This is a genomic window from Phaeobacter gallaeciensis (assembly GCF_001678945.1).
Taxonomy (GTDB): Bacteria; Pseudomonadota; Alphaproteobacteria; order Rhodobacterales; family Rhodobacteraceae; genus Phycobacter; species Phycobacter gallaeciensis_A.
The window spans coordinates 617,853-641,970 of sequence record NZ_CP015124.1 but is presented as its reverse complement, the minus strand read 5'-3'; the positions used below and the strand labels follow the sequence as shown (position 1 = coordinate 641,970).

The following is a 24,118-nucleotide window of genomic DNA, read 5'->3' as shown; positions in this document are numbered from 1 at the left end:
AATTTCAGGTTTGTTTCCGTCTCTCATCACCCACCATTCCCCCTTCGTTTGTATGCCAAAATCATCTCTGCGCGGCAGAAAAGTTTTCAGGCCAGTTCTCGCATGGCGATGCGTCTGCGCATAGCGTCGCCATCTCGGAAATCTGCTGGGGAGATCTGGTTAGGGTGAATTCTCACCGGCGGCTGGCCAACCATTGGCCATAGCGACCCGGTGACACAATTGCGGCCTTGCGCGATGTCTTTTCCCTAATCGTCGCGATTGGCTGGGGCGTCAGGCCTGACGCCCCCTAGGTGGATTGTTGTGTTTTTTGCCGCTAGGCGATCAACCCCGTCCGCGATAGGGCGGCACGCCTTGGTCCGGGATCCACACGCTCTCAGGCAGTGGGCCGGTTTGCCAGAAGACATCAATCGGAATGCCGCCACGCGGATACCAGTAGCCGCCGATGCGCAGCCATCTGGGATCAAGAAAATCCACCAGCCGACGTGCGATGGAGATTGTGCAGTCCTCGTGAAAGGCACCGTGATTGCGGAAGGAGGTCAGAAACAGCTTCAGCGATTTTGATTCCACCAGCCAGTCACCGGGCACATAGTCGATCACTAGATGGGCAAAATCCGGCTGTCCGGTCATCGGGCAGAGCGAAGTGAATTCCGGCGCGGTGAAACGCACGTTGTAGTCCACATCTGCCTGCGGGTTGGGCACCCGCTCCAGTTCCGCCTCTTCGGGGCTAGTGGGAATACGGGTTTCGCCACCCAGCTGTTTGAGATTGCTGTAGATATCGTTTGTCATGGAAAGCTCCAATCGGTCAGACGCCGCGCTTGTTGCCCCAGATCAGGACATGCAGTTGCGGCAGGATACGGGGGGTGAACCAGCCATCTGTCATGGCGCGTTCGGTCAGCCATTCCAGCCGGTCCGCAAGATCCTGGGGATCCACAGGGGATTCCGGGTCTACATCGGGATTGCCCGGTTGCAGGTAAAGCGGCAGGTCGGGGTGGCGCGCGTGGGCGTCCTTGGCCCAATCATAATCGGCCTCGTCAAAGATGACGATCTTCATCACCATCTGGCGGGCAGTCTGCCCGGCCTTCACGCAGGCGGCAAAGGCTGCCCAGTCGACGCTCTCACCGCTTGAGGGCGGTTTCGGGGACAGCACCAGCGTATCAAGGTCGCCGAACCAGGGCCGGGAAACCGATCCTTGCGTTTCGCAGGCGAACCGGTAGCCCGCCGCCCGGCCGCGCGCGATGAGTGGGGCGAAATCCTGGATCGCGGGGTTGCCGCCGCTGAGCGAGACGGTCAGGGCCTGCCCGCCTGACAGGCGCAGAACCTCGTCCCAGATCTCCGCGTCACTCATCGGTGTCCAGGTGTGGCGATAGGCGCTGTCCACCGCGTGCAGGCTGTCGCACCAGCTGCAGCGATAGTCGCAGCCCCCTGCGCGTACGAATACGGTCGGCTCACCGATCAGGGCGCCTTCGCCCTGGATGGTGGGGCCGAAAATCTCGGCAATACGCAGGGTCATGGCCGGTATTCGGCCCAGGTCTTGGGCGTCTCACTCACCAGAACCGCGCTGGTTTCAGGCCAGCGGGCCGCGCACCAGTCGTGAAAATGGCGGGCCATGTTTTCAGCCGTCGAGGCGACATCCAGCACTTCGTTCAGGTGCCGGTGATCGAAGGTCTCGTCGATATAGGTCTTGAGCGGTTTCAGGTCGTGATAATCGCGGACAAACCCGTCGTCGTTCAGTGCCTCGGCGGCCAGTTCCACCACGACGATGTAATTGTGCCCATGCAGGCGCGCGCATTGGTGGTCGTCCGGCAGATGGGAAAGCTGATGCGAGGCGGAGAAATGAAACTCCTTGCGGATGCGAAACATCAGTGCCCCTCCTTTCCGGCAATGGCGGAGAGCCAGTAGTCCGGGTCGGTATAGGCTGTCGGATCCGCGACCCCGGCGAGGTGGAAGGCCTCGCGGCGCTCAACACAGGTGCCGCAGCGCCCGCAATGCAGATCACCGCCCTTGTAGCAGGACCAGGTCTCGGCAAAGGGGGTGCCGTGGCGGGCGCCATCGGCGACGATGTCGGCTTTGCTGCGTTCCACAAAGGGCGTGTAGAGTTCCACGTCGGCATAGCCGTCTAGCGCGGCTTTCTGCATGGTTTCGAACGCGCGGGTGAACCCGGGACGGCAATCGGGATAGATGAAGTGATCGCCGCCATGTACGGCGGTGGCGACGGCCTCATCCCCGTTTGCGGCGGCAACGCCGAACCCGATGGCGAGCATGATGGCGTTGCGGTTTGGCACGACGGTGATGCGCATCGTTTCTTCTGCGTAATGACCGTCGGGGACGTCGATGTCGTCGGTGAGCGCTGATCCGGTCAGCGCGGCGCCGATGGGGCGCATGTCGATCAGGTGGTGGGGGACATTAAGGCGCTGCGCGGCAGCGGCGGCAAAGTCCAGTTCCTTGCGGTGGCGCTGGCCATAGTCAAAGGAAACAAGCCGGGTGAGCTGACGCTCGGCGGCGACGATATGCGCAAGCGACACGGAATCGAGTCCGCCTGAGCAGATGACAAGTGTTTTCATGTTGGGCCCTTGTTTTGGTATCCGGGTAGGCTGCGACCGGATTTCGTGGCGCTGCCTATCAACGCGTCGCGGGGGAGGCAAGACACCTATTTGGGATCCGGCGTTCGCCGGTCACTGCCTTACGGCACTGGCGCAACGCGCGCTGCGTCGCCTTATCAATCGCGCAGCTTGGTCAGGATCAATTTGAACGGAATGTCAGGGGCTTCGGGGCTGTGTCCGGTGCCAGCGATCCGGCCGCCGTCGATCTGCTTGCCCGTGATGCACAGGGTGCAACAGTCCGTTTTGAAAATCGGCTGCATTTGTCCCAGATGCGAATGGCGGCAGACCTCCAGGTCAAGGGTCACATCACCGCCGGAGCAGTCGCAACTGCCAACATAGGACATGATCGAGTCGCCCCCGCGGGCGGTTCCATTCGCGATGGCCAGAACACCGAACCCGTGGTGCTCTGGTGTCATGAATTCGGCCCTGTAAAACCCTTCGATCGCGGTCATCTTGTCTTCTCCCAACCAGCAACGGCTTTGGACCCGGTGGCGAGGTGAAGTTCAAGGCATTTATGATGATCAATTTAGAGCAAATAGTCCCGGATGTCCTACAGAAACCGGGGGTCCGTGGACGGATTGGGGCAAGTGGTACCGAATTTTAACGTCGGAACAGACAGTTGGTCTGTCGTAGCGGGGGGATTTCAACTTGTGAGACACCAGCTGCTGCGATGTGCTCTCTGTCGAGCTGCGCGCATTCGTCGCTCGTCGGCACGCGCGGTCGGGGAGGCATGTAGTCCGGGCGGGGCCGCCCGGGCCATGAGTTCCAAAGGACGGCTGAGATCAGCTGTCGGGGCGCACGCGGGCGGCGCTTTTGTCGGCAAAGGCCGCCAGGCGCGCGCGGGCGTCGGGCTGGGTGTTCACCACGCCGGCCACCACGGCCTCGGCATAGGCCGCATCCAGTGCCGACATGTTCTGCATGTGGCTGACGGCCGAGCAGATGGCAAAGTTGGACAGGGGCAGGTTTTCGGCAGCGCGGCGGGCCAGTTCCATTGCCTTGTCCAGGCTGGAGCCTTCGACGATATATTGCGCGAGACCCAGATCGCTGGCTTCCTGGCCTTTGTAGACTCGGCCGGTCAGCATCATGTCGATCATGCGGGATTTGCCGACCAAATCTGTCACGCGAATGGTGGCGCCGCCGCCGGTGAACAGGCCGCGCTGGCCTTCGGGTAGGGCGAAATAGGTGGTCTGGTCCATGACCCGGATATGGGCCGAGCTGGCCAGCTCCAGCCCGCCGCCGACAACCGCGCCCTGCAGGGCTGCGATGATCGGAACGCCGCCGTACTCCATCTTGTTGAAGGCTTCGTGCCAGCGCAGGCAGACGTGCATGAAATCGGCCGGGCTGCGGTCTTCGTCGTGGTGCTCAATGAGGTCGAGACCAGCGCAGAAGTGATCACCAGCCCCGGCCAGCACCACTGCCCTGACCCCGGCACGCGGCGCCAGTGAGAAGAACTCAACCAGTTCTTCGATGGTGTCGATATCCAGTGCGTTGCGTTTGGTCGGCCGGTTCAGTGTCACCACCCAGACGCCATCCTCCTGCGCGTCAATGGCCAGGTTGGTGAAACGGGAGATGTCGATTTCGACGGTCATGGGGATGTCCTTTCGGAAAATGTGGGAAAAGGGCGGCGGCCCCTAGGGCCACCTGCCAGGGATTGGGGGAGGTCAGAGCACCGCGGCCAGCAGGCTGTCCGAGCCCTTGAGGATCCGGTCGGCTTGCGCACCGACATCGATCAGGATGTGATCGGCGTAGAAACGCGCCGTGGCGATCTTGGCCTGCATGAAGGCCGGGTCCTCGCCTGCCTGCAATGCGGTTTCGGCAGCCATCAGGGAGCGCGCCAGCTGCCAGCCTGCCACCAGGTTGCCCGCCAGCATCAGATAGGGCACTCCGGCGCCAAAGGCCGCCTTGGGGTCTTCCTTGCCGGTTGCGGCCATGTGGCGAACCACAGACTCAAAGGCTTGCCGCGCATCGGACAGCCGCGCGCCGACCGATTTCGCCTCGGCAGAGCCTTGCGCCAGATCCGTCTCGGTCTGCGCGATCATCCCGGCCAGCCGCAGCGCGGTTTCGCCGCCATCGCGCAGTGTCTTGCGGCCCACCAGATCATTGGCCTGGATCGCGGTGGTGCCTTCATAGATCGGCAGGATGCGCGCGTCGCGGTAGTGCTGGGCCGCGCCGGTTTCCTCGATAAAGCCCATGCCGCCGTGCACCTGCACCCCGGTCGAGGCGACCACAACACCCATTTCGGTGCAGAAGCCTTTGACCAGCGGTGTCAGGAACTCCGAGATTGCGGTGGCGGCAGCGCGGTCATCGCTGCTTGCGGAATGTTTGGCCAGATCCTGCCAGCCTGCGGTAAAGGCCGCCATCGCTCGGCCGCCTTCGGTCACTGCGCGCATGCGCATCAGCATCCGGCGGACGTCGGGGTGGTTGATGATTGCCACCGCCTCGCGGCTGGAGCCATCGACCGGGCTTGATTGAATGCGTTCTCGGGCGAAGCTGACAGCCTGCTGATAGGCGCGTTCGGCAATGGCAACCCCTTGCAGACCAACGGCATAGCGGGCGGAGTTCATCATCTCGAACATGTAGCGTAGCCCGGAGTTTTCTTCGCCGATCAAAAAGCCGGTGGCGCCTTCGAAGTTCAGGACTGCGGTTGGGCTGGCGGTGATGCCCAGCTTGTGTTCGATGCTGGCACAGTTCACGGCGTTGCGCGTGCCTGGGGTGCCGTCGGAACTGACCATATATTTCGGCACCAGAAACAGGCTGATGCCTTTGACGCCTGCGGGGGCATCCGGCGTGCGGGCCAGCACCAGATGAATGGTGTTTTCGGCCATGTCATGCTCACCATAGGTGATAAAGATCTTGGTGCCGGTGATCGCATAGCTGCCGTCGTCCTGCCGTTCGGCGCGGCTGCGCAACAGAGCCAGATCGCTGCCGGCCTGCGGTTCGGTCAGGTTCATGGTGCCGGTCCATTTGCCGGACACCAGATTTTCAAGATAGATCGCCTTGGTTTCCTCTGACCCGGCTGTCAGCAGCGCCTCGACCGCGCCATCGGTCAGCAGGGGGCAAAGGGCAAAGCTCATGTTGGCGGCGTTCAGCATTTCCGTAGCGGCGGCGCCGACGGCGCGGGGGAGGCCCTGACCGCCGAAATCCTCCGGATGGGGCAGGCTTTGCCAGCCCATTTCGACGAACTTGCCATAGGCCTCGGTAAAGCCATCGGGCAGGATCACCCGGCCATTTTCAAGACGTGCGCCGGACTGGTCGCCGGGTGCGTTGAGCGGGGCAATCTCTTCGACCGTGAACCGAGCAAGTTCGGTGAGGGCAGCCGCCGCATCCTCGAGTTCCAGCCCGTCATAGGCAGGCAGGCTGGTCACCTCTGACCATCCCGCAAGATGCTGGATATTGAAAATCATGTCTTTGACCGGGGCATCAAATGTCATGGGGCGGCCTTTCTTTAGCGGTTGCCATTCCCGCCAGATAGACATTGGTCTGAGTGTGGTCTATATCCCCTGTGGACGCGAAACTTGCTAAAAGTGACAATTACCATGTCGCCGCTCCCCCCGGAACATGCGCAGGGCGCACTGATCCTGCCGACGGTATCGCGGGCCTTTCTCGAAGATTGGCTGTCGACCTTGCGGGTGCATTGCGCGCCGGGCCAGCTTGCGGGATTCCTTGATCAGATCGGATTGGATGATGCGGCGCAGCCGTTGGGGCGTGTCACCCATGACCAGATCGTGCGGCTTTACCAGTTGGTGGCCAGTGAAACCGGCGATGAAATGATGGGGTTGTGGAGCCGCCCGGTCCGGTCCGGGGCGCTGAAACTGCTCTGTACCTCGGTGCTCGGGGCGTCGTCGCTTTCGGCGGCCTTGTTTCGCTTTAGCTCGTTCTGGAACTTGGTCCTGGATGATTGCCGCGTGCGGCTTGAGACCGGGGAGGACAGGCTGCAGATTGTTCTGGAGCCGCAGGGCGATGGCGGCCAGAACAGGTTCGGGCATATGCTATTGCTGAAGCTTGCCCATGGGATTGCCTCATGGGTGGCAGGGCGAGAATTGCCGCTGCGGGAGGTCAGCTTTGCCTTCCAAAAGCCTGAGTTTGCGGAGGATTACCCTATCCTGTTTCCCGCGCCGGTCAGGTTTGGTGAGGTGAGTTCCTCGCTGACCTTCGACGGAACGCTGGACCGGCTGCCAGTGTCGCGCAGCGAGGCAGAGATGCAGGAGTTTTTGATCCGGGCGCCGCGGGACTGGATCTTTACCAGCTTCCGGGAGCATGCGGTGATGTTGCGCGTGCGTGAGCTGCTGCTGCAATCAGAGCGGCTGAGTTGCAATCTGGAAGATGCGGCGCGTGTGCTGAACCTGACGCCCCGCACGCTGATCCGGCGTCTTGATGCCGAAAACACTTCGTTTCAGGAGATCAAGGACGGTTTGCGGCGCGATATTGCCATCCGCGATTTGTCACTTGGGGCAAAGAGCATCGAGGCGGTGTCGCAGGACGTGGGCTTTGCCTCTGCCGCGAATTTCCACCGCGCTTTCAAACGCTGGACGGGTACGACCCCCGGCAGCTACCGGAGGTCGGATGTGTAGGAGCCGCTGGCCCCGTCAGGCGACAGCCTGCGAGTGGGGCTGGGCCTCTGGGTTCGGCATTGGTGGCTCAAGCGTGAGGCCGAGGCTTTCGCAGAGCGGCAGGCGCTGGGCTGCAAACGTGTTGGCCCGTACCCGCAGAACCGCAAGGTTTTCCTCGGGTGTTTCCAGAATGCGGCCATCGGCATGCAGGCGATAGCCTTGCGGCGCGAGGATCTGCCAGGCAAGCTCGGCCCATTCATTCGGTGTTTCCAGCCCTTCGCTGTGGGCCAGCAGGAACAGCTGTTCAAACCGGTCCATTTCTATGCCGCCGCCGGTCACGGGTGAAGCCAGAAAGCGCAGGGTTTCGCTGTCTTCAGCGCGTTTGCACACGGCGGTATTGAAGGCGCGGCAATGCGCAGCGCGCTCTTCCAGACCTTCCTGCGGCAAGCAGGGAGTGATGTGGCCTGCGCCGATCAGAACGGTCAGGATACGGGTGATTGCCTCCCATGTGTTCTGCCCGAAAGCGCCCTGATCCAGCAGGTTGCGCACGGTTTGCGGACCGTCCTGCAGCGCCGTCAGCACCGGCGCGTATTGCTCTGGTTGCAGCGGCAGGTCTCCCTGACGCCCCTTGAAGGTCAGTCGCCCACCGCCATAGCGGCGCGACAGCGCCAGCGTGGTTTCAAACCAGGCGCCGATGGCGCCGCGTGCCGTGTGGGGCAGTTCCCCCCTGATAAACAGGTCGGTGCGGAATTGCTCGTTCAGCAAAAGATCCCGCAGGCCCTGACGGCGCACCGGATCGGTTTCCGCGTTCAGAAGGGCCAGCTGCTCGGCGGAAAATGACACGTCGTCCAGATGATCCATCGGATCGGTCGAGGCCATGAAGGACAGTTTGGCCTGGGACATGTCGCTGGCCACATCGGCGAAATGGAACGGGGTCCAGTCCCTGTTGAGATACTCATGCGCCAGATAGTTGGGCGACATGTTCTTGATCTTTTCAATCCATGCGGACAGCGACGGGTTAGAGGAAATATACCCCGCTCCGGCCTGATCCAGTTGTTCCAGGTGCTGGATCGCATCGCTGATCCGCTCGGCTAGGGGACCACTGCCTTGTGCCGTGCGGTCCACCAGGATGCGGCGCAGGGGCACGGCCGCCGCCCAACCGGGCTGCGTGTTGTAGCTGATGTAGACCATGCCGCCGGATTTCAGCCGCTTCGACAGGAAGTCGAGGATATGCTGCTGGTTTTCTTTGGACACCCAGCTATAGACCCCGTGCAGCGCGATCACGTCAAAGGTTTCGGGCAGGCCCGGCGCATTGGCGAAGTCTTCGAACGACTGTTCGTGGAAATGCATGTTGTCCAGCTGTGCCTCTTCGGCCAGTGCCCGGGCGCCAACCATATGAGCCGGGTTGAAATCCATCGCGTGGAATTCGATATGCGGGTTGGCCGCTGCCAGCAGATTTGCCGAAACGCCCTGGCCGCAGCCCAGTTCGCAATATGTCAGCTTGGATCGGTTCAGCCCGTGTTTCTTCCCTTGAGAGACGGCGCAGAAGGCGAGGTGGGACGGCGCCAGTTCGCGAAAAAAGTCATGTGTGTAATCAAGATCGGCCACATAGCCGGAAGTCCAGTCGTTCATATTGCGCCTTGTTGGTCCGAGGTTTGTTCGAATGCAGCGTGACGTGCTGGCTCACAAATTTCATAAAACTTGTAAGAATAGAGTTAATGTCACTCAGCATTTTCCGGCCTCGCTATTCAGGCCGGATGCGCCGGTTTGGCCGCGTGGTGATATTGGGAGAACACGTGCGCCGCGGCTGCACTTTCGCTGCCGTGACTGCGGTTCTATACTGGCCCTGCTGCGTACCCTGCGGCGCCGGGGAGACAATCATGAAACTGACCAGATATACCAATTATGCCTTGCGTTCCCTGCAGTTGGCAGCGCTGAAGGCGCCCGCATTGGTGCGGGTCGAGGACATGGTGCAGATCCATGGGCTGTCGCGCCCCCACGTGGTGAAAATCGTGCATGAACTGGGCAAGGCGGGCTACCTGCAGACCCAGCGCGGGCGCGGCGGCGGTTTTCGTCTGGGGCGGCCTGCTCACGAAATCGTGGTCGCGGATGTGGTGCGCCTGACCGAGGGGCCGATGGAAGTGGTGGAGTGTTTCAACCCCGACAAGAATACCTGCCCGCTGATGGGGGTTTGCAAACTCTCCCGAAAGATTCAGGAGGCTACCCGGGCCTTCATGGCGGTGCTGGAAGAAGTGACCATCGCAGATATCGCTTCGAACAGGGGCGACCTATTGGCCCGGATCGCGCCGCTGGACCCCCGACCGGAGAGCGCAACGTGACCGCGGAGAGCGAAAGCCGGGATTGGGTCGATCTGTTCCCCGGCCTGTCGCAGCTGGAAACCCCGGCCAGACAGGTGCTGCTACAGCGCAGCACCCTGATCGATGTGCCTGCGGGGACTGTTCTGTTTGGGCCGGGCAAAACGGCCGAGCATATGCTGTTCCTGCTGGAAGGCACCGTCCGGGTTCAGCATTTGTCGGACAGTGGCCGTGAGATCGTCCTCTACCGTGTGGGCGGCGGCGAAAGCTGCGTTCTCACCACCGCCTGCCTGATGGGCTATGCGGAATATTCCGCCGAAGGTATCGCGGAAACCGAGGTGCGGGCCGCCGCCGTGCCACGTCTGGTTTTTGACGATCTGGTGGCGCAGTCACCCTCGTTCCGGAATTTTGTCTTCACCGCCTTTTCGCGGCGGATTACCGATCTGTTTCTGGTGATCGATGAAATCGCCTTCCAGCGGATGGACGTGCGGCTGGCGCAGCGGCTGCTGGAGATTTCCAAAGGCGATGACCGGATCGAGACCACGCACCAGCGGCTCGCCGTCGAACTGGGCACCGCCCGCGAGGTGGTGTCGCGGCAATTGCAGGAATTCCAGCGCCGCGGATGGATTCGGCAGGCGCGGGGAAGCGTCCATATTCAGGATCGCGAGGCTCTGCTGAGCCTGGCGGAAGACGCCGCAAAGGCGTGATGCCCCGGGGTGATGTCCGGCATCTGCGGCTTTGGTGACTAAGTCACCGACGGGTGTAGCGTCAAAACTTATAAAATGAATGTAGTTTTGTGAGAGGGGGCTGCAGTGTTTGCCGATGTCAGGTCCGGTGATCTGACTATCGGGAGCTGTACGGGCTGGTTTTGCTGGTCGCGCGCCACCAGACGTGAGGAGACACCATGGACTTCAAGACATTGACGAGCGGCCTGTCGGTTAGCCCGCAGATCACCATCGCGGACCTGCCCGCGATCCGCGATGCGGGGTATCGGGCGATCATCTGCAACCGGCCGGACGGGGAGGGGGCGGATCAGCCCACCTTTGACGAAATTCAGGCTGCGGCTGAAAAGCTGGGGCTTGAGGCGCGCTACCTGCCGATCGTGTCGGGCAAGGTCAGCGATGCGGACGCCGCCGGGTTCGGTGCGGCCCTGACGGAGTTGCCGGGGCCGGTGCTGGCCTATTGCCGCTCGGGCACCCGATCGGCAACCTTGTGGTCGCTGTCGCAGGCGGACCGGCTCAGCGTTGCGGATATCCTCGCCACGACCAATGCGGCTGGCTATGACATGGGCGGGGTTGTGCGCCGGATTGCCAATGGCGGCAAAACGCCGACCGACCGGGCGGATGCGCGGTTCGACGTGGTCATCGTCGGCGGCGGCGCGGCCGGGATCTCGGTGGCCTCCAGCCTGAAATCCCGCAAACCGGATCTTGACATCGCGATCATCGATCCGGCGGATATCCATTATTATCAACCGGGCTGGACCATGGTCGGTGGCGGCATCTTTGACGCGCAAGACACGGTGCGGACCATGGGATCGCTTATCCCCAAGGACGTGCATTGGATCAAGGCGGCGGTCGCGGCCTTTGAGCCCAAGGACGATGCCGTCGTTCTGGATGGCTGCCGGGTGGTGAAATACGACCGGCTGGTCGTCTGTCCGGGGCTGAAACTGGATTGGCACAAGGTCGAAGGACTGGTTGAAACGCTGGGCAAAAACGGCGTCACCTCAAACTACCGCTACGATCTGGCGCCCTACACCTGGGAGCTGGTGCGGGGGCTGAAAAAGGGGCGGGCGATCTTCACCCAGCCGCCGATGCCGATCAAATGCGCCGGGGCGCCGCAAAAGGCAATGTACCTGTCGGGCGATGCCTGGCTGCGAAACGGGGTGCTGAAGGATATCGACATTCATTTCAACAATGCCGGTGGCGTGCTGTTCGGGGTCAAGGACTATGTGCCCGCGCTCGAAGGCTATGTGAAGAAATACGGCGCTCATCTGAACTTCTTCCACAATCTGGTGGCGGTCGATGGCGAGGCACGCAAGGCCTGGTTTGATGTGGCCAAGCCGGACACGCCAGTCGAGCGGGTCGAGATGGAGTTTGACATGATGCATGTCTGCCCGCCGCAGACGGCGCCGGATTTCATCCGGGTGTCGCCGCTAGCCGATGCCGCAGGCTGGGTCGATGTGGATCAGTCCACCCTGCGCCACACGAGCTATGACAATATCTGGTCGCTGGGCGATGTGATGAACGCGCCAAATGCCAAAACCGCTGCCGCGGCACGAATTCAGGCGCCCATCGTGGCGGAAAACCTGGCGGCGGATATCGAAGGCAAGGCGCCGGTTGCGCAATACAACGGCTATGGCTCCTGTCCGCTGACGGTTGAGCGTGGCAAGATCGTCTTGGCCGAGTTCGGCTATGGCGGCGCCATGCTGCCGAGTTTCCCGAAGTTCCTGCTGGACGGCACCAAGCCTTCGCGCACAGCCTGGCTGCTGAAGGAGAAGATCCTGCCGCCGATCTACTGGAAGGCCATGCTGAAGGGGCGCGAATGGATGGCGAAACCGGAAAAGATCAGCGCGCGCTGAGGAAACCGGCCCACGGCAACCTTGTTCTGGTTGGCGTGGGCACACTTTCGGCAGGGCGGCGATCACGGCTGGTTGAGGCGCGGCCTGTGCGGGGTTGCCGCCCGGATGGCTTCGCGCGTAGCGTGCTGCGAGAGGAGCCGCCGATGATGGATGGGCGGCTGAACCTGCTGATCAAGAAAAGGAAACTGCCATGCCCCTGACTCTGCAACAGATGATGCAAGACGCCAACGCCGCCGTGGAGCGCCTGCCGGTGGAAGAGGCGCAGAAACTGCTGGAGCAAGGCGCCTTGCTGCTGGATATCCGTGATGCGCCGGAACTGTCGGCCAATGGCCGGGTGCGGGGTTCGCACCATATCCCCCGCGGCATGCTGGAATTCCGCGCCGATCCTGCCAGCCCGTTCCACGACGACACCCTGAAGATGGATCGTCCGATCCTGCTGCATTGTGCCAGCGGTGGCCGGGCGGCCCTTGCGGGCAAGTTGCTCAAGGATATGGGCTATGAAACCGTTTACAACACCGGCGGCCTGTCCGATTGGGCAGCAGCGGGTGCCTCGATCGAAGAGCCGGTAGACAAGGGCATGTAATCGCGATCATCCGGGCCGTCCCAGGATCAGGGTGGCCCGGATCATGACACAGCCTGTTCAGGCGTTGAAAAAGGCCCGCGCCGTATGTTCAAAGGCGCGCGGGTTTTCTGCATGCAGCCAGTGCCCGGCATCGGGAATCTTGGCGAACCGTGCGTTGGGGAACTTGGCCCGGATCTGCGGCCTGTGCTCCGGCAGCACATAGTCCGAATTGGCGCCGGACAGAAACAGCGCAAGCCCGTCCCAGCTGGCCTCAACCTGCGGAAAGGACATGATGTCGGGCATATGATTGGCCAGCGCATCAAGGTTCAGCAGCCAGCGTTTTTCCTGAATATCAAGCGATTGCGTGAAAAAGCTCTGCAAAGCTGGTTCCACACCCAGTTTAGCTAGCTGTGCATGGGCATCCGAGCGACGCGTCACCTGTTCCAGATCCACCTGCCGCATGGCTTCGATGAACTGGATCTGACTGTGGGTATAGCTGACCGGGGCAATGTCGGCGACCAGCAGGCGCCGCACCGCCTGCGGGTGCAGCAGCGCCAGCATCATCGAGGCCTTGCCGCCCATGGAGTGGCCGATCACATCCATCTGTCCGCCGTGGGCCGCGATCACCTCGGCCAGATCCTCGGCCATATCGGGATAGCTGTGGCTGTCGCTCCAGGGGCTGTTGCCATGGTTGCGCATATCCACTGCGATCACCTGGCGCTCGTCGGACAGGCGTTTGGCAATGACGCCCCAGTTGCGGGCCGAGCCATAAAGCCCGTGGGCGATCAGAAGAGGCGGGCGGTCAGTCGGGGTACCGTGCAGGATCGTGTTCAGCATGGGGGCAGGTGATAAACGCGATGGCGCAGCGGCGCCAGCCCCATTGAGCCAGCTATGTGAACGCGGTAGGTTGCGCCTTGGCAGGCAGGACGCCGCCGGACCGGAGCCCAGAACGATGTCACAGACCGTCCTTGAGGAAATCGAAGAAATCCGCAGCCTGCTGGCCGAGCGTACGCAGGCCTCGGGTGATCTGCCTTTGGCCCTACGCAAGGCGCGCCGCCAGTTGCCGCGACGGATCTACCGACAGGGAATGAGACTGGCCGAAGCCCTGCCGCTGCTGGAGCATCCGAAGCTGAGCCTGACGCTGGATCAGGCGGCGTTGCATGGAGCCAGCCGCGAGGTTACGGCTCATCTGCGCAGCATCAATCTGGCGGAGCGGCGCAAGGACCGGCTGTTGCAGATGCTGGGCAGCATGGCGTTTTCCCTGCTGGCCGTCGTGGCGCTGTTGATCCTCGTGTTGCGCTGGCGCGGGTTCGTCTAGCGCAGCTAGGGCGCCTTTGCTGCGCCGGTGGGGGCTTTGACACGGGGACGCGAGGCGTGCAGCGCCTTATCGCTCAGCGCCTCGCGGAAGACCAGGGTAACCGTGGCAAAGCTTACGTACAGCAGCAGATACCAAGACCCCATCTTGGCAAGGCTCACCCAATCTGTCGGAGCCTGCCCATGATAAAGCCAGGTGCGCGTGCCGGTGCCGATGTTTTCAGCCAGCCACAGGAAAAAGCTGGATAGAAAGGCCGCAAGCGGGAGGGGCATCCAATAGCGGTTATGCCCGATGGTAAACCAGATACGGGTGCGCAGGAAAATGATCACCGTTGCCGCAAAAAGCATGACGCGCATGTCCGGCAGGAAGTGATGGGCAAAGAAATTTCCATAGATCGCCGCCGCAAGCAGAAGGGGCATCCAGTAGGGCGGATAGGGGGCAAAGCGCATATCGAACAGCCGGATAACCCGCGCCATATAGGAGCCCACCGAGGCATACATGAAACCGGAAAAAACCGGTACCTGATATATCTTGAACAGACCGTCGCCCGGATAGCTCCAACTGCCCATATGGACCTTGAAGATCTCCATTGCGGTGCCGGTCAGGTGAAACAGCAGGATCACGCGAACTTCGCGCCAGCTTTCCATCCCGGTCCACAAAAGCAACGCCTGCAAGGCCAGCGCGTACATCAGCAGCGCGTCATAGCGCGCGAGCACCCAGTTCGGCTGCCAGATGTGATTGCTGAAGAGAATGCCGAACAGGAGCAAGGCTCCGAATATGGCGGCCCAGGCTTGCTTGAGGCCGAACATAACAAATTCTGCCACGGCAAAGGGCAGGCGGGCCCGCATGGCATCGCCAAGTCGGCGTTCAAGGCGGCGGGTGCGGTTGGGACCGGCGGGAAAATTCGCCATGTTACAAGATCTCAAACAAAATAAATGGTTACCAAACTGTGCAGGGCGGAGACGGTCCTGTCAGGCGCCGTACTCCTCCTTGGGAATATCCATTGCCCGATAAACTGACATTCGGCAAGAAAAATGCCCGGGCGATGTCATCGCGCCGGGCACTGGAAGCATAAAGAACCGTTCTGGGATCAGAGGTTCGGGTAGAGCGGGAAGCGGGCGCAGAGGGCCGCGACCTTGCCGCGTACGGCCTCTTCCACGGCCTCGTTGCCGTCTTCACCGTTGGCGGCCAGACCGTCGACCACTTCTACGATCAGGTCGGCGATGTGGCGGAACTCTTCCTCACCAAAGCCGCGGGTGGTGCCCGCCGGGGTGCCAAGGCGGATGCCCGAGGTCACGGTGGGCTTTTCCGGGTCAAACGGGATGCCGTTCTTGTTGGTGGTGATATGCGCACGGCCGAGGGCCTTGTCCACGATATTGCCGGTCACGCCCTTGGGGCGCAGGTCGACCAGCATCACATGGGTGTCGGTGCCGCCGGTGACGATGTCCAGGCCGCCCTTGATCAGCTGATCTGCAAGGGCCACCGCATTGGCGCGCACTTGCTTCTGGTAGCTTTTGAACTCGGGACGCAGGGCCTCTCCGAACGCAACAGCCTTGGCTGCGATCACGTGCATCAGCGGGCCGCCCTGGATACCGGGGAAGATGGCAGAGTTCACCTTCTTGGCGATATCGGCATCGTTGGTCAGGATCATGCCGCCGCGCGGACCGCGCAGGGTCTTGTGGGTGGTGGTGGTCACCACATGCGCGTGCGGGAAAGGCGAGGGATGCTCACCTGCGGCCACGAGACCGGCGAAGTGGGCCATATCCACGTGCAGATAGGCACCAACCTTATCTGCGATTGCGCGGAAGCGGGCAAAGTCGATGACCCGCGGGATCGCGGAGCCGCCGGCGATGATCAGCTTGGGCTGGTGCTCCAGTGCCATGGCTTCGAGCTGATCATAGTCGATCAGGTTGTCGTCGCGGCGCACGCCATAGTGCACGGCGTTGAACCATTTGCCCGACTGGTTGGGCGCGGCGCCGTGGGTCAGGTGACCGCCCGAGGCGAGATCCATACCAAGGATGGTGTCGCCGGGTTTGATCAGCGCCTGGAAGACGCCCTGGTTGGCTTGGCTGCCCGAGTTCGGTTGGACATTGGCAAAGCCGCAGCCGAACAGTTCCTTGGCGCGTTCGATCGCCAGGTTTTCCGCCACGTCGACATACTGGCAGCCACCGTAGTAGCGGCGCCCCGGGTAGCCTTCGGCGTATTTGTTGGTCAGCACGGATCCCTGTGCTTCCATCACTGCGGCAGAAACGATGTTCTCCGATGCGATCAGCTCGATCTCGTCGCGCTGGCGGCCCAGCTCGTCAGTGATCGAAGAATACAGTTCGGGATCGCGATCGGCGAGGGACTGGGTGAAAAAACCGGGGTCACGGGTGGTCTCGGTCATGCTGGCTCCGTCGGGTTGGAGGTGGGATTGCGCGATTTCCTATCGGAAACACGGCCGATCTAAAAGCCCGTAAAGCGACTATTACCTGCGGCAGAACGGCCACTCTGGTCTTTGTGGGGCAGCTGTGCTTGTTTCGGAACCGAATGCGCACCACCGGAAACAGATTTCCGCGCCCTGCGCCCCCAGTCGTGACCTCAGGGTGGCCCCAATGAGAATAGCTTCATGAGAATCGCCTTTCTGGCCAGCTCCGCCAAGGTGGCGCAAACCGCGCTCAAGGCTTTGGTCGACCGCTATGGAAATGTCCCGCCGCACGAGGCGGAAGTGATCGTGGCTTTGGGCGGAGACGGCTTCATGCTGCGCACCATGCACGAAACCGTCGATTTGCCCGCGCCGGTCTACGGCATGAACCGCGGCACCGTCGGCTTCCTGATGAACGAATACCACGAAGAGGCCCTGATCGAGCGGCTGCGGGAGGCGGAACAGGAAATCATCAACCCGCTATCGATGACGGCAATGGACCGGGACGGAAAGATCCACCACGCGCTTGCCATCAACGAGGTGTCGCTGCTCCGCGCTGGACCACAGGCGGCGCGGCTGAAGATCTCGGTCGACGGGCGCCAGCGGCTGGCCGAACTGGTCTGCGACGGGGCGCTGGTTTCCACCCCTGCTGGCTCCACCGCCTACAATTATTCGGCCCATGGTCCCATTCTGCCGATCGGGGCCGATGTGCTGGCCCTCACCGCCGTGGCAGCCTTCCGCCCGCGGCGCTGGCGCGGGGCGCTGCTGCCCAGCACCGCCAATGTGCGCTTTGACGTGCTGGAAGCCGACAAACGCCCGGTGATGGCCGAGGCGGATTCGATTTCTTTCAAGAATATTGATTGGGTGGAAATCCGTACCGATACGAGCATCCGGCACAAAATCCTGTTTGATCCCGGCCACGGGCTGGAAGAGCGGCTGATCTCGGAGCAGTTCACCTGATCCGGAAGACTAAGATGTGAAAAGGGGCGCTGCGGTTTGCAGCGCCCCTTTTATAAGGTGTTCAAGGTTGGGGCAGGCTGTGTCAGCCCTGATCCATCATCTCCCACAGCGGCAGATGCATACGGCCAACGCGAGCCTCGATCGCGGCGCAGGCATCGACCGCCATGTCTTCGCGCCAGCGCGGCGATACGATCTGGACGTTGATCGGCTGCGGGCCTTGCTCCAGCTGCGCCAGCCGGGAGGGAACGCAGCCTGCGGGCAGCCCCATGAAGTTCATCGCATAGGAATAGACCGCGCAGCCCAGCACCTCGTGCACGCCTTCCGCGCCTTCGGTGTCGCGATCCGGTTTGAAAAAGGGTTGCGGCAGGAAGGGGGTCAGCACCAGCGGATAGTCCTGCTGGAACAGGGACCATTCCCGCGCGTAATGGCTGCGCTTGGCCATCATCTGTAGCAGCTCATCGCCCATGAAAGGCGGGAACTCCTGGAAGTAGACCTCGAAGATGTCGCGCACGGTTTGCGATCCGGCGGCATCCACGTCCTTTTTCATCATCGCGTAGACCTCGCCCATCAGGGCGCGATAGCCATTGCGGCCTGCCTCGAACACATTGGGCGGCTCGACCTCTTCCACCACGTAACCGGCATCGTTCAGCGCATCGCGGGCGGTCAGCAGCGCCGCCTCGACCTCGGGGTGCAGATCATAGCCATGGGTATTGCGGGTAAAGGCGACCTTGATCGGTCCTTCGGGTTCCTCCCCGCGCCAGGGTAGGGGCACGTGGAAGGGATCGCGCGCATCGGCGGCGATCATCGTTGGCATTGCCAGATGCAGATCCTCGGCTGAGCGGGTGATCAGACCCTGCACCGACATGGATTGCGCCAGCATGCCGCGCTCTGCCTTTTGGCTGGGGTTCCAGGCGGGCACACGGCCAAGGCCCGGTTTTACCGTGACGGCGCCGTTGGCCGCAGCCGGAAAGCGCAGCGAGCCGCCGATGTCATTGCCATGCCCCAGCGCGCCGATCCCGGCCATCACCGCAGACCCGGCACCGCCAGAAGAGCCACCCGGCGAAATATGCCGCCCCCAGGGATTGTAGGTGCGCCCGTGCAGCGGGTTGTCGGTATCGGCGCGGAAGGAAAACTCCGGTGTATTTGTGCGCCCGATCACCACGGCACCGGCCTTGTGCAAGTTCTCGACTACCGGGGCATCCGCCGGGGCGATGAGATCCTTTAGCGCGGTGACCCCGTTCGAGGTTGCATGACCCGCCTGGTCGACGTTGATCTTGATGGTGACTGGCACCCCGTGCAGCGGGCCGGGCGCAGCGCCTGCAGCGCGTGCCTTGTCGAGGGTCCGGGCGCGTTCCAGTGCCTCGGCGCTCAGGTCTTCGACCACCGCATTGAGCGCGGGATTTGCTTCCTGCATGCGGTCGATCGAGGACTGAACCGCAGCCTCGACGGAAATGTCCCCGGCACGGGTCTGGGTGGTCAATTCGGTGGCGCTGAGACGCCAGATATCGCTTTGTGTCATATGTAATTCTCCTGCCGGCAGGTTAGACGCCGCGCGTCGGGTTGCAAGGGGATATGCGGCAAAACCAGGGATCATTTTGCGACTTGCTGCGGGAACGGGCAGGGCTGTGCGGATGTCGCGCGGAACGCAAGATGGGCGTCCTGACGCGTGGAGTGCTGCGCATTGATTCGAAGGCGTAGCGGCAGGCCTTAGCCAAATCGGCTTTGCAACTTTGCAGTTTTTCAGAAATCGCGCCGTAATACGTAAGGCTCCGCCGCGTTTGCATATATTTGCAGGGCGTAACAGGCCGAAATTGCAAATTTCTGCTACACTGTGACGCCACGTTCCTTCGGCGGCTTGCTCGGGCGCATCGCTTGGGCATAACTCTTTTGCATCGAGGAGCGAGGAGGACGCCATGTCGTATCAAGACGTATATGCCAGCTGGAAATCGGATCCTGAGGGGTTCTGGATGGAGGCCGCGAAAGCGATCGACTGGGACCAGGCTCCGAGCCGGGCGCTGAGCGATCTTGGCGGCGGGCTGTATGAATGGTTCGCCGACGGCATGGTCAACACCTGCTACAACGCCGTTGACCGCCACGTGGAAAACGGACGGGGTGAGCAGACGGCGATCATCTATGACAGCCCGATCACCCATACCAAGCGCGAGATTTCATTCGTCGAGCTGCGCAACCGCGTCGCCACGTTGGCCGGCGCGCTGCGGGCTAAGGGTGTTGAAAAGGGTGACCGCGTCATCATCTACATGCCGATGATCCCCGAGGCGCTTGAGGCGATGCTGGCCTGCGCCCGTATCGGCGCGGTGCATTCGGTGGTCTTTGGCGGTTTTGCGGCAAACGAACTGGCGGTGCGCATCGACGATGCCACTCCCAAGGCGATCATCGCTGCCTCCTGCGGGTTGGAGCCGGGCCGGGTGGTCCACTACAAGCCGCTCTTGGATGGGGCCATTGATCTGGCCACGCACAAGCCCGACTTCTGCGTGGTCTTCCAGCGTGAACAAGAGGTTGCCGAGCTGGTCGAAGGGCGTGATGTCAACTGGCACGGCTTCCAATACGGGGTCGAACCGGTCGATTGCGTGCCGGTCGAGGGCAACCACCCGGCGTATATCCTCTATACCTCCGGGACTACGGGGCAACCCAAGGGCGTGATCCGCCACACCGGCGGGCAGCTGGTGGCGCTGAACTGGTCTATGAAGAACATCTATAACGTAGATCCGGGCGACGTGTTCTGGGCGGCCTCTGATGTGGGCTGGGTCGTCGGGCACAGCTACATCTGCTATGGGCCACTGATCCATGGCAACACCACAATCGTGTTCGAAGGTAAACCTGTGGGCACCCCCGATGCGGGTACTTTCTGGCGGGTGATTTCCGAGCATAACGTCAAGAGCTTCTTTACCGCTCCTACGGCGTTCCGCGCCGTGAAGCGCGAAGACCCCAAGGGCGAATTCGTTGGTAAATACGATCTGTCCTGCTTGAAACAGGTGTATCTCGCGGGCGAACGTGCTGACCCCGACACCATCACCTGGGCGCAGGACCAGCTGAAGGTGCCGGTGGTCGACCACTGGTGGCAGACTGAAACCGGCTGGTCCATCGCTGCGAACCCGCTGGGGATCGAGGAACTGCCGACCAAGCTTGGCTCGCCCGCCGTGCCGATGCCGGGCTATGAGGTGGATATCCTGGATGAGGGCGGCAATCCGATGCCTGCAGGTGAACTTGGCGCCATCGCGGTGAAGCTGCCCTTGCCGCCGGGCACCCTGCCAAACCTCTGGAATGCCGAGGAACGTTTCAAGAAAAGCTATCTCACCACCTTCCCAGGCTACTATGAAACCGGCGATGCAGGCATGAAGGATGAGGATGGTTACCTTTATATCATGGCGCGCACTGACGATGTGATCAACGTTGCCGGCCATCGCCTGTCCACCGGCGGCATGGAGGAGGTTCTGGCCTCGCACCCCGATGTTGCCGAATGCGCGGTGATCGGCGTTAGTGATCAGTTGAAGGGGCAGATGCCGGTTGGCTTTCTTTGCCTGAACGCGGGCACCAACCGCCCGGGCGAAGAGATCGTCTCTGAGGTCGTGAAGTTGGTACGCGAAAAGATCGGCCCGGTTGCGGCATTCAAACTTGCTGTGGTGGTGGACCGCCTGCCCAAGACGCGGTCTGGCAAGATCCTGCGTGGCACCATGGTCAATATCGCAGACGGCACTCCCTACAAGATGCCCGCAACCATCGACGATCCGGCCATCCTGGATGAGATAAAGGACGCCCTGCAAAGCATCGGCTACGCCAAGGGCTGAACCTCTCTGAAGGCTAGAATACCAAACCGTGCCGCATTGCTGCGGCGCGGTTTGTTCGTTGGGGGTCTAAGAAAGCCAGTGCTCGCGGAGGGTTTTGAAACCCCCGTCTCAGGCCGCCGGACGGTGTGTTTGTAGGGGCGTTTCCGGGGTGGCTTGGACGGCCCGGACGGTGCCTTGCCCCGCGTCACCGCCGACCTTGAAAGTAGCGACACGCTGCTGCAGCAGCCGGGCGTTGTGCGACAGGTCCAGACTGACGGCGCTGGTTTCTTCCACCATTGCGGCATTGCGCTGCGTGACCTGATCGAGCTGACCGATGCCAACGTTGATCTCTTGCAAGGCGGCTGCCTGTTCCTTGGCGCCACTGGCGATATGGCCGATGCGTTCGGAGATGTCCGATGCGCCCCCAATGATGGTCTGAAGTTCCTGGCCGACCTGTGCCACGACATCCACACCCGAATGCACCTGCGAAGAGCTGCGTTCGATCAGCTTTTTGATTTCCCCTGCAGCGCTGCCCGAGCGCTGGGCCAGGGTTCGAACCTCGGCCGCAACCACCGAAAACCCCCTGCCTGCCTCTCCGGCACGGGCGGCCTCGACGGCGGCATTCAAAGCCAGAAGGTTGGTCTGAAACGAAATGTCGTCAATGAGGGAGACGATGCTTCCGATTTCCTCGGAGGATTGCTTGATCGCCTCCATCGCGTCGACGGCCCGGTCCATGACTTTATTGCTGTCCTTAGCAGTCCGCTGCGCCGTATCTGCGATGCCTTTGACATCCTGCGCCAGATTGGCCGAGGAATTCACCGCTGATGACAGCTCTTCCACTGCGGCGGCGGTTTCTTCCAATGTCGCCGCCTGCGATTCCGTGCGTGACGACAGTTCCCCTGAAGAGCCTTCGATCCCGTCGGCGGCTGCGGAGACTGTCGATGCAACCTGTTTGACCGATAGAACCACTTGCTCCAGTTTTTCGATGGCCGCATTGAAGGTGGCGCCAAGGGTGCTCAGCTCTTTGATGTCTGATACCTCGACCCGGTGCCGCAGATCGCCCTGGCTGATGGCCTCAAGCCCGGTAAGGATGCCATCCATGGCTTCCTGGCGGGCGCTGGCATCGGACACGTCGGTGGCAATCTTGATGACTTTGCGCACCTTGCCTTCAGAGTCGAATACGGGCGCATAGGTTGCCTGTATCCAGACAGGTTCGCCGGATTTCGAAACTCGTTCGAAGCGGTCCGAATAATATTCCCCCGATGCCAATCCCGACCAGAAGGTCGCATAATCCGCCGATTGCGCGTCTTCGGCCTTGACGAACATCGAATGATGATGCCCTTCGATCTCGCTGAGTTCATAGCCCAGGGTTTCGAGGAAATTCTTGTTTGCTTTTAGGATTGTGCCGTCTGTCGCAAACTCGATAACGGCCTGTGTCCTGTCGATGACGTCCAGAACCGCCTGCTGTTCTTCGAACTTTCTTTCCCGCCGAGTTCGGGGCTTGATAATTTTCAACATCAAATCGTCCTCACATAATAGCTCTTGCCTTAGTAATCGGCAGGAAAAAGGGTCTGTCGATACGTGCAAAACGTTGAATTGTTGCAATCAATAAACGATTTGAGGTGTGGGCATGTTTTTCAAAATTTTCGGTGAAGCGGAAGGATAAACAATCTTTTCAGGATCTTCCGAAGTGTTTTGCAATCCTTATGGTTGCAGTAGCCGCGGGCGGCTCCATTAACTTTTGCGAATTTTTTACGGATGTTAATTCGCTATGCTGCTTTTGTGTATGCCTGCCGTGCAACAGTCGGCAAAGGTGATTGCCTAAGTTTTCAGCCGTCTGAACGCGTTATCCGGTTTGAGACGCTGATTTTCTATTTGAGCCATCGGTCGGCGAAATGGAGGCGAGGCGCAATACTTGGAACAAATCCATCGATCTGTTAGCGGTAGCTAGATGTAGAGTTCAATCTGGTGACAGTATTAAGGGGTGGAAATAATGCGTGCGAAGGTTTCTTGGGGACAGAACGCAGACGAGATGGGGTTTGCCCAACCGCATAACATCTTCAATCTTTTCAACGGAATCGTCGGGAATGATGATTTCCCCATCAAGACATCAACTGACCGCGCCCTGGTCGTTGAGGGGCAGTTGGGGTTTGCGGGCTTTCCGCTCGACCTGCGGATGACGATCAAGGGCGTCGGTTTCACCTATCAGGGCGATGAGGTTACCGGCGGGGAGATTCGCCACATCAAGGTGGAGCAACTGACCGATGATGGTGGGACCGCCAAGATCTTCAACATGCGGGGCCTACGGATCGATGTTACCGATCTGACCGAGGCGATGGAGTTCGAGGACAACGGTGGCCTTGATGGCACCGTAGAGGAACTGCTTTATGGAAATGGCTGGGTTTACAATGGCGTGCCTTCGGTGGATGTCATTGACCCAGATCAGATGTTCTTTGGCTACGGCACCCAGTTCAACATGGATGGCCGCGACAAAATCTTTGGCCGCGCCGGGGACGACACCATCCTCAGCGGTGAAGGGCGTGATTTCGTGAGCGGGGGGAACGGCAACGACTTCATCCGCGGCGGGTTGGGGAAAGACACCCTGAAAGGCGGCCGAGGGGATGATGAGATTTATGGCGACGTCGGCTACTGGGACGGGCGACGCGACAAGATCTTTGGCGGTGGAGGCGATGACTACATCGAGGCTGGCGCTGGCAATGACCGTGTCAACGGCGGCCGCGGAAACGACAAGATGTATGACACTGTCGGGCGCGATACCTTTGTCTTTGGTAAGAGATCCGGTCACGACTGGATCCACGATACTGACAACAACGGTGCCGACCTGATTATCCGCACCGGCAAAGAGATCACGGTCACCTTTATCAATATGGAGGATGAGTTCAGCTCAGGCCCCTGGGCCGGGGAATACTTTGACCGCGGGTTCCTGCTGGAATGGGGGCGCAACAGCCTGCTGCTTGGAACCTATGGCGATATCGAAGATTTCGGCCTGACGGATTATACCATGCTGTGATGGTCAAAGGGCGCAGGG

Annotated in this window: 22 protein-coding genes; 9 read left to right on the top strand and 13 right to left on the bottom strand. The window is 61.2% G+C overall.

The genetic code is table 11. From position 1 onward, the window contains the following. Positions 1 to 321: 321 nt before the first annotated feature. From queF to JL2886_RS02990, 7 genes are all read right to left on the bottom strand, one after another. Entirely contained in the window at positions 322 to 786 is a 465-nt protein-coding gene (gene queF / locus JL2886_RS03020; protein ID WP_065270662.1) for a preQ(1) synthase, read from the bottom strand. Between the two features lie 16 nt (positions 787 to 802). Further along, positions 803 to 1,510 carry a 7-carboxy-7-deazaguanine synthase QueE gene (gene queE / locus JL2886_RS03015; protein ID WP_065270661.1) on the bottom strand — a complete coding sequence of 236 codons (708 nt, stop codon included), beginning with the start codon at positions 1,508 to 1,510 and terminating at the stop codon, positions 803 to 805. Continuing rightward, the gene (gene queD, locus JL2886_RS03010) at positions 1,507 to 1,860 is read right to left on the bottom strand and encodes a 6-carboxytetrahydropterin synthase QueD (protein ID WP_065270660.1); all 354 of its coding nucleotides are present in this window, start codon (positions 1,858 to 1,860) and stop codon (positions 1,507 to 1,509) included. Before queD ends, queE begins: the two co-directional genes overlap by 4 nt. Continuing rightward, positions 1,860 to 2,561 (bottom strand): 7-cyano-7-deazaguanine synthase QueC, encoded by a 702-nt coding sequence (gene queC, locus JL2886_RS03005; RefSeq protein ID WP_065270659.1) that lies wholly within the window; start codon positions 2,559 to 2,561, stop codon positions 1,860 to 1,862. The genes queD and queC overlap by 1 nt, the downstream gene beginning before the upstream one ends. 155 nt (positions 2,562 to 2,716) lie before the next feature. Further along, positions 2,717 to 3,052: a hypothetical protein gene (locus tag JL2886_RS03000; RefSeq protein WP_133245338.1), complete on the bottom strand. Its 336-nt coding sequence runs from the start codon at positions 3,050 to 3,052 to the stop codon at positions 2,717 to 2,719. 330 nt (positions 3,053 to 3,382) lie between these two features. Next, the gene (locus tag JL2886_RS02995) at positions 3,383 to 4,189 is read right to left on the bottom strand and encodes a crotonase/enoyl-CoA hydratase family protein (protein WP_065270658.1); all 807 of its coding nucleotides are present in this window, start codon (positions 4,187 to 4,189) and stop codon (positions 3,383 to 3,385) included. A gap of 72 nt (positions 4,190 to 4,261) precedes the next feature. Next, the gene (locus JL2886_RS02990) at positions 4,262 to 6,031 is read right to left on the bottom strand and encodes an acyl-CoA dehydrogenase (RefSeq protein ID WP_065273503.1); all 1,770 of its coding nucleotides are present in this window, start codon (positions 6,029 to 6,031) and stop codon (positions 4,262 to 4,264) included. Positions 6,032 to 6,136: 105 nt separating this feature from the next. On the opposite strand from JL2886_RS02990, the gene JL2886_RS02985 reads away from it, so the two are divergent. Then, positions 6,137 to 7,171 carry an AraC family transcriptional regulator gene (locus JL2886_RS02985; protein ID WP_082995981.1) on the top strand — a complete coding sequence of 345 codons (1,035 nt, stop codon included), beginning with the start codon at positions 6,137 to 6,139 and terminating at the stop codon, positions 7,169 to 7,171. Between the two features lie 15 nt (positions 7,172 to 7,186). On the opposite strand, the gene JL2886_RS02980 is transcribed toward JL2886_RS02985, so the two are convergent. Next, a complete protein-coding gene (locus tag JL2886_RS02980; RefSeq protein WP_065270657.1) occupies positions 7,187 to 8,782 on the bottom strand; it encodes a class I SAM-dependent methyltransferase in 1,596 nt (531 codons plus the stop codon). 248 nt (positions 8,783 to 9,030) lie between these two features. Here JL2886_RS02980 and JL2886_RS02975 point away from each other — a divergent pair, with 248 nt between their 5' ends. The 4 genes from JL2886_RS02975 to JL2886_RS02955 all read left to right on the top strand — a co-directional run bounded on the left by JL2886_RS02975 (position 9,031) and on the right by JL2886_RS02955 (position 12,626). Continuing rightward, positions 9,031 to 9,489 carry an Rrf2 family transcriptional regulator gene (locus tag JL2886_RS02975; RefSeq protein ID WP_065273501.1) on the top strand — a complete coding sequence of 153 codons (459 nt, stop codon included), beginning with the start codon at positions 9,031 to 9,033 and terminating at the stop codon, positions 9,487 to 9,489. After that, positions 9,486 to 10,172 (top strand): Crp/Fnr family transcriptional regulator, encoded by a 687-nt coding sequence (locus JL2886_RS02970; RefSeq protein WP_065270656.1) that lies wholly within the window; start codon positions 9,486 to 9,488, stop codon positions 10,170 to 10,172. Before JL2886_RS02975 ends, JL2886_RS02970 begins: the two co-directional genes overlap by 4 nt. A gap of 197 nt (positions 10,173 to 10,369) precedes the next feature. After that, complete coding sequence (locus JL2886_RS02965; protein ID WP_065270655.1) at positions 10,370 to 12,043, top strand: bifunctional protein tyrosine phosphatase family protein/NAD(P)/FAD-dependent oxidoreductase; 1,674 nt, start codon at positions 10,370 to 10,372, stop codon at positions 12,041 to 12,043. A 190-nt stretch (positions 12,044 to 12,233) separates the two neighbouring features. Beyond that, complete coding sequence (locus JL2886_RS02955; protein ID WP_065270653.1) at positions 12,234 to 12,626, top strand: rhodanese-like domain-containing protein; 393 nt, start codon at positions 12,234 to 12,236, stop codon at positions 12,624 to 12,626. A 57-nt stretch (positions 12,627 to 12,683) separates the two neighbouring features. On the opposite strand, the gene JL2886_RS02950 is transcribed toward JL2886_RS02955, so the two are convergent. Then, positions 12,684 to 13,442: an alpha/beta fold hydrolase gene (locus JL2886_RS02950; protein ID WP_065270652.1), complete on the bottom strand. Its 759-nt coding sequence runs from the start codon at positions 13,440 to 13,442 to the stop codon at positions 12,684 to 12,686. 115 nt (positions 13,443 to 13,557) lie between these two features. On the opposite strand from JL2886_RS02950, the gene JL2886_RS02945 reads away from it, so the two are divergent. Continuing rightward, complete coding sequence (locus JL2886_RS02945) at positions 13,558 to 13,923, top strand: hypothetical protein (protein ID WP_065270651.1); 366 nt, start codon at positions 13,558 to 13,560, stop codon at positions 13,921 to 13,923. 5 nt (positions 13,924 to 13,928) lie between these two features. On the opposite strand, the gene JL2886_RS02940 is transcribed toward JL2886_RS02945, so the two are convergent. Further along, complete coding sequence (locus JL2886_RS02940; RefSeq protein ID WP_065270650.1) at positions 13,929 to 14,831, bottom strand: DUF817 domain-containing protein; 903 nt, start codon at positions 14,829 to 14,831, stop codon at positions 13,929 to 13,931. A 179-nt stretch (positions 14,832 to 15,010) separates the two neighbouring features. Beyond that, complete coding sequence (glyA, locus tag JL2886_RS02935; protein ID WP_065270649.1) at positions 15,011 to 16,306, bottom strand: serine hydroxymethyltransferase; 1,296 nt, start codon at positions 16,304 to 16,306, stop codon at positions 15,011 to 15,013. Between the two features lie 222 nt (positions 16,307 to 16,528). Here glyA and JL2886_RS02930 point away from each other — a divergent pair, with 222 nt between their 5' ends. Continuing rightward, entirely contained in the window at positions 16,529 to 17,284 is a 756-nt protein-coding gene (locus tag JL2886_RS02930) for an NAD kinase (protein ID WP_065270648.1), read from the top strand. A gap of 82 nt (positions 17,285 to 17,366) precedes the next feature. Here the strand turns inward: JL2886_RS02930 and JL2886_RS02925 are convergent, their stop codons facing one another. Beyond that, positions 17,367 to 18,803 carry an amidase family protein gene (locus tag JL2886_RS02925; RefSeq protein WP_065270647.1) on the bottom strand — a complete coding sequence of 479 codons (1,437 nt, stop codon included), beginning with the start codon at positions 18,801 to 18,803 and terminating at the stop codon, positions 17,367 to 17,369. Between the two features lie 394 nt (positions 18,804 to 19,197). On the opposite strand from JL2886_RS02925, the gene prpE reads away from it, so the two are divergent. Further along, positions 19,198 to 21,090 (top strand): propionate-CoA ligase PrpE, encoded by a 1,893-nt coding sequence (gene prpE / locus JL2886_RS02920; protein ID WP_065270646.1) that lies wholly within the window; start codon positions 19,198 to 19,200, stop codon positions 21,088 to 21,090. Positions 21,091 to 21,198: 108 nt separating this feature from the next. Here prpE and JL2886_RS02915 read toward each other — a convergent pair whose 3' ends face one another. Next, complete coding sequence (locus tag JL2886_RS02915) at positions 21,199 to 22,674, bottom strand: methyl-accepting chemotaxis protein (protein ID WP_237028410.1); 1,476 nt, start codon at positions 22,672 to 22,674, stop codon at positions 21,199 to 21,201. Positions 22,675 to 23,062: 388 nt separating this feature from the next. Between JL2886_RS02915 and JL2886_RS02910 the strand changes: the two genes are divergently transcribed. Then, positions 23,063 to 24,100 carry a calcium-binding protein gene (locus JL2886_RS02910; protein WP_065270644.1) on the top strand — a complete coding sequence of 346 codons (1,038 nt, stop codon included), beginning with the start codon at positions 23,063 to 23,065 and terminating at the stop codon, positions 24,098 to 24,100. The last annotated feature ends 18 nt before the right edge of the window (positions 24,101 to 24,118 follow it).

Coding starts and splice junctions, on each gene's coding strand:
- queF (WP_065270662.1), bottom strand. CDS start 786: ATGACAAACGATATCTACAGCAATCTCAAACAGCTGGGTGGCGAAACC.
- queE (WP_065270661.1), bottom strand. CDS start 1,510: ATGACCCTGCGTATTGCCGAGATTTTCGGCCCCACCATCCAGGGCGAA.
- queD (WP_065270660.1), bottom strand. CDS start 1,860: ATGTTTCGCATCCGCAAGGAGTTTCATTTCTCCGCCTCGCATCAGCTT.
- queC (WP_065270659.1), bottom strand. CDS start 2,561: ATGAAAACACTTGTCATCTGCTCAGGCGGACTCGATTCCGTGTCGCTT.
- JL2886_RS03000 (WP_133245338.1), bottom strand. CDS start 3,052: ATGACCGCGATCGAAGGGTTTTACAGGGCCGAATTCATGACACCAGAG.
- JL2886_RS02995 (WP_065270658.1), bottom strand. CDS start 4,189: ATGACCGTCGAAATCGACATCTCCCGTTTCACCAACCTGGCCATTGAC.
- JL2886_RS02990 (WP_065273503.1), bottom strand. CDS start 6,031: ATGACATTTGATGCCCCGGTCAAAGACATGATTTTCAATATCCAGCAT.
- JL2886_RS02985 (WP_082995981.1), top strand. CDS start 6,137: ATGTCGCCGCTCCCCCCGGAACATGCGCAGGGCGCACTGATCCTGCCG.
- JL2886_RS02980 (WP_065270657.1), bottom strand. CDS start 8,782: ATGAACGACTGGACTTCCGGCTATGTGGCCGATCTTGATTACACACAT.
- JL2886_RS02975 (WP_065273501.1), top strand. CDS start 9,031: ATGAAACTGACCAGATATACCAATTATGCCTTGCGTTCCCTGCAGTTG.
- JL2886_RS02965 (WP_065270655.1), top strand. CDS start 10,370: ATGGACTTCAAGACATTGACGAGCGGCCTGTCGGTTAGCCCGCAGATC.
- JL2886_RS02955 (WP_065270653.1), top strand. CDS start 12,234: ATGCCCCTGACTCTGCAACAGATGATGCAAGACGCCAACGCCGCCGTG.
- JL2886_RS02950 (WP_065270652.1), bottom strand. CDS start 13,442: ATGCTGAACACGATCCTGCACGGTACCCCGACTGACCGCCCGCCTCTT.
- JL2886_RS02945 (WP_065270651.1), top strand. CDS start 13,558: ATGTCACAGACCGTCCTTGAGGAAATCGAAGAAATCCGCAGCCTGCTG.
- JL2886_RS02940 (WP_065270650.1), bottom strand. CDS start 14,831: ATGGCGAATTTTCCCGCCGGTCCCAACCGCACCCGCCGCCTTGAACGC.
- glyA (WP_065270649.1), bottom strand. CDS start 16,306: ATGACCGAGACCACCCGTGACCCCGGTTTTTTCACCCAGTCCCTCGCC.
- JL2886_RS02930 (WP_065270648.1), top strand. CDS start 16,529: ATGAGAATCGCCTTTCTGGCCAGCTCCGCCAAGGTGGCGCAAACCGCG.
- JL2886_RS02925 (WP_065270647.1), bottom strand. CDS start 18,803: ATGACACAAAGCGATATCTGGCGTCTCAGCGCCACCGAATTGACCACC.
- prpE (WP_065270646.1), top strand. CDS start 19,198: ATGTCGTATCAAGACGTATATGCCAGCTGGAAATCGGATCCTGAGGGG.
- JL2886_RS02910 (WP_065270644.1), top strand. CDS start 23,063: ATGCGTGCGAAGGTTTCTTGGGGACAGAACGCAGACGAGATGGGGTTT.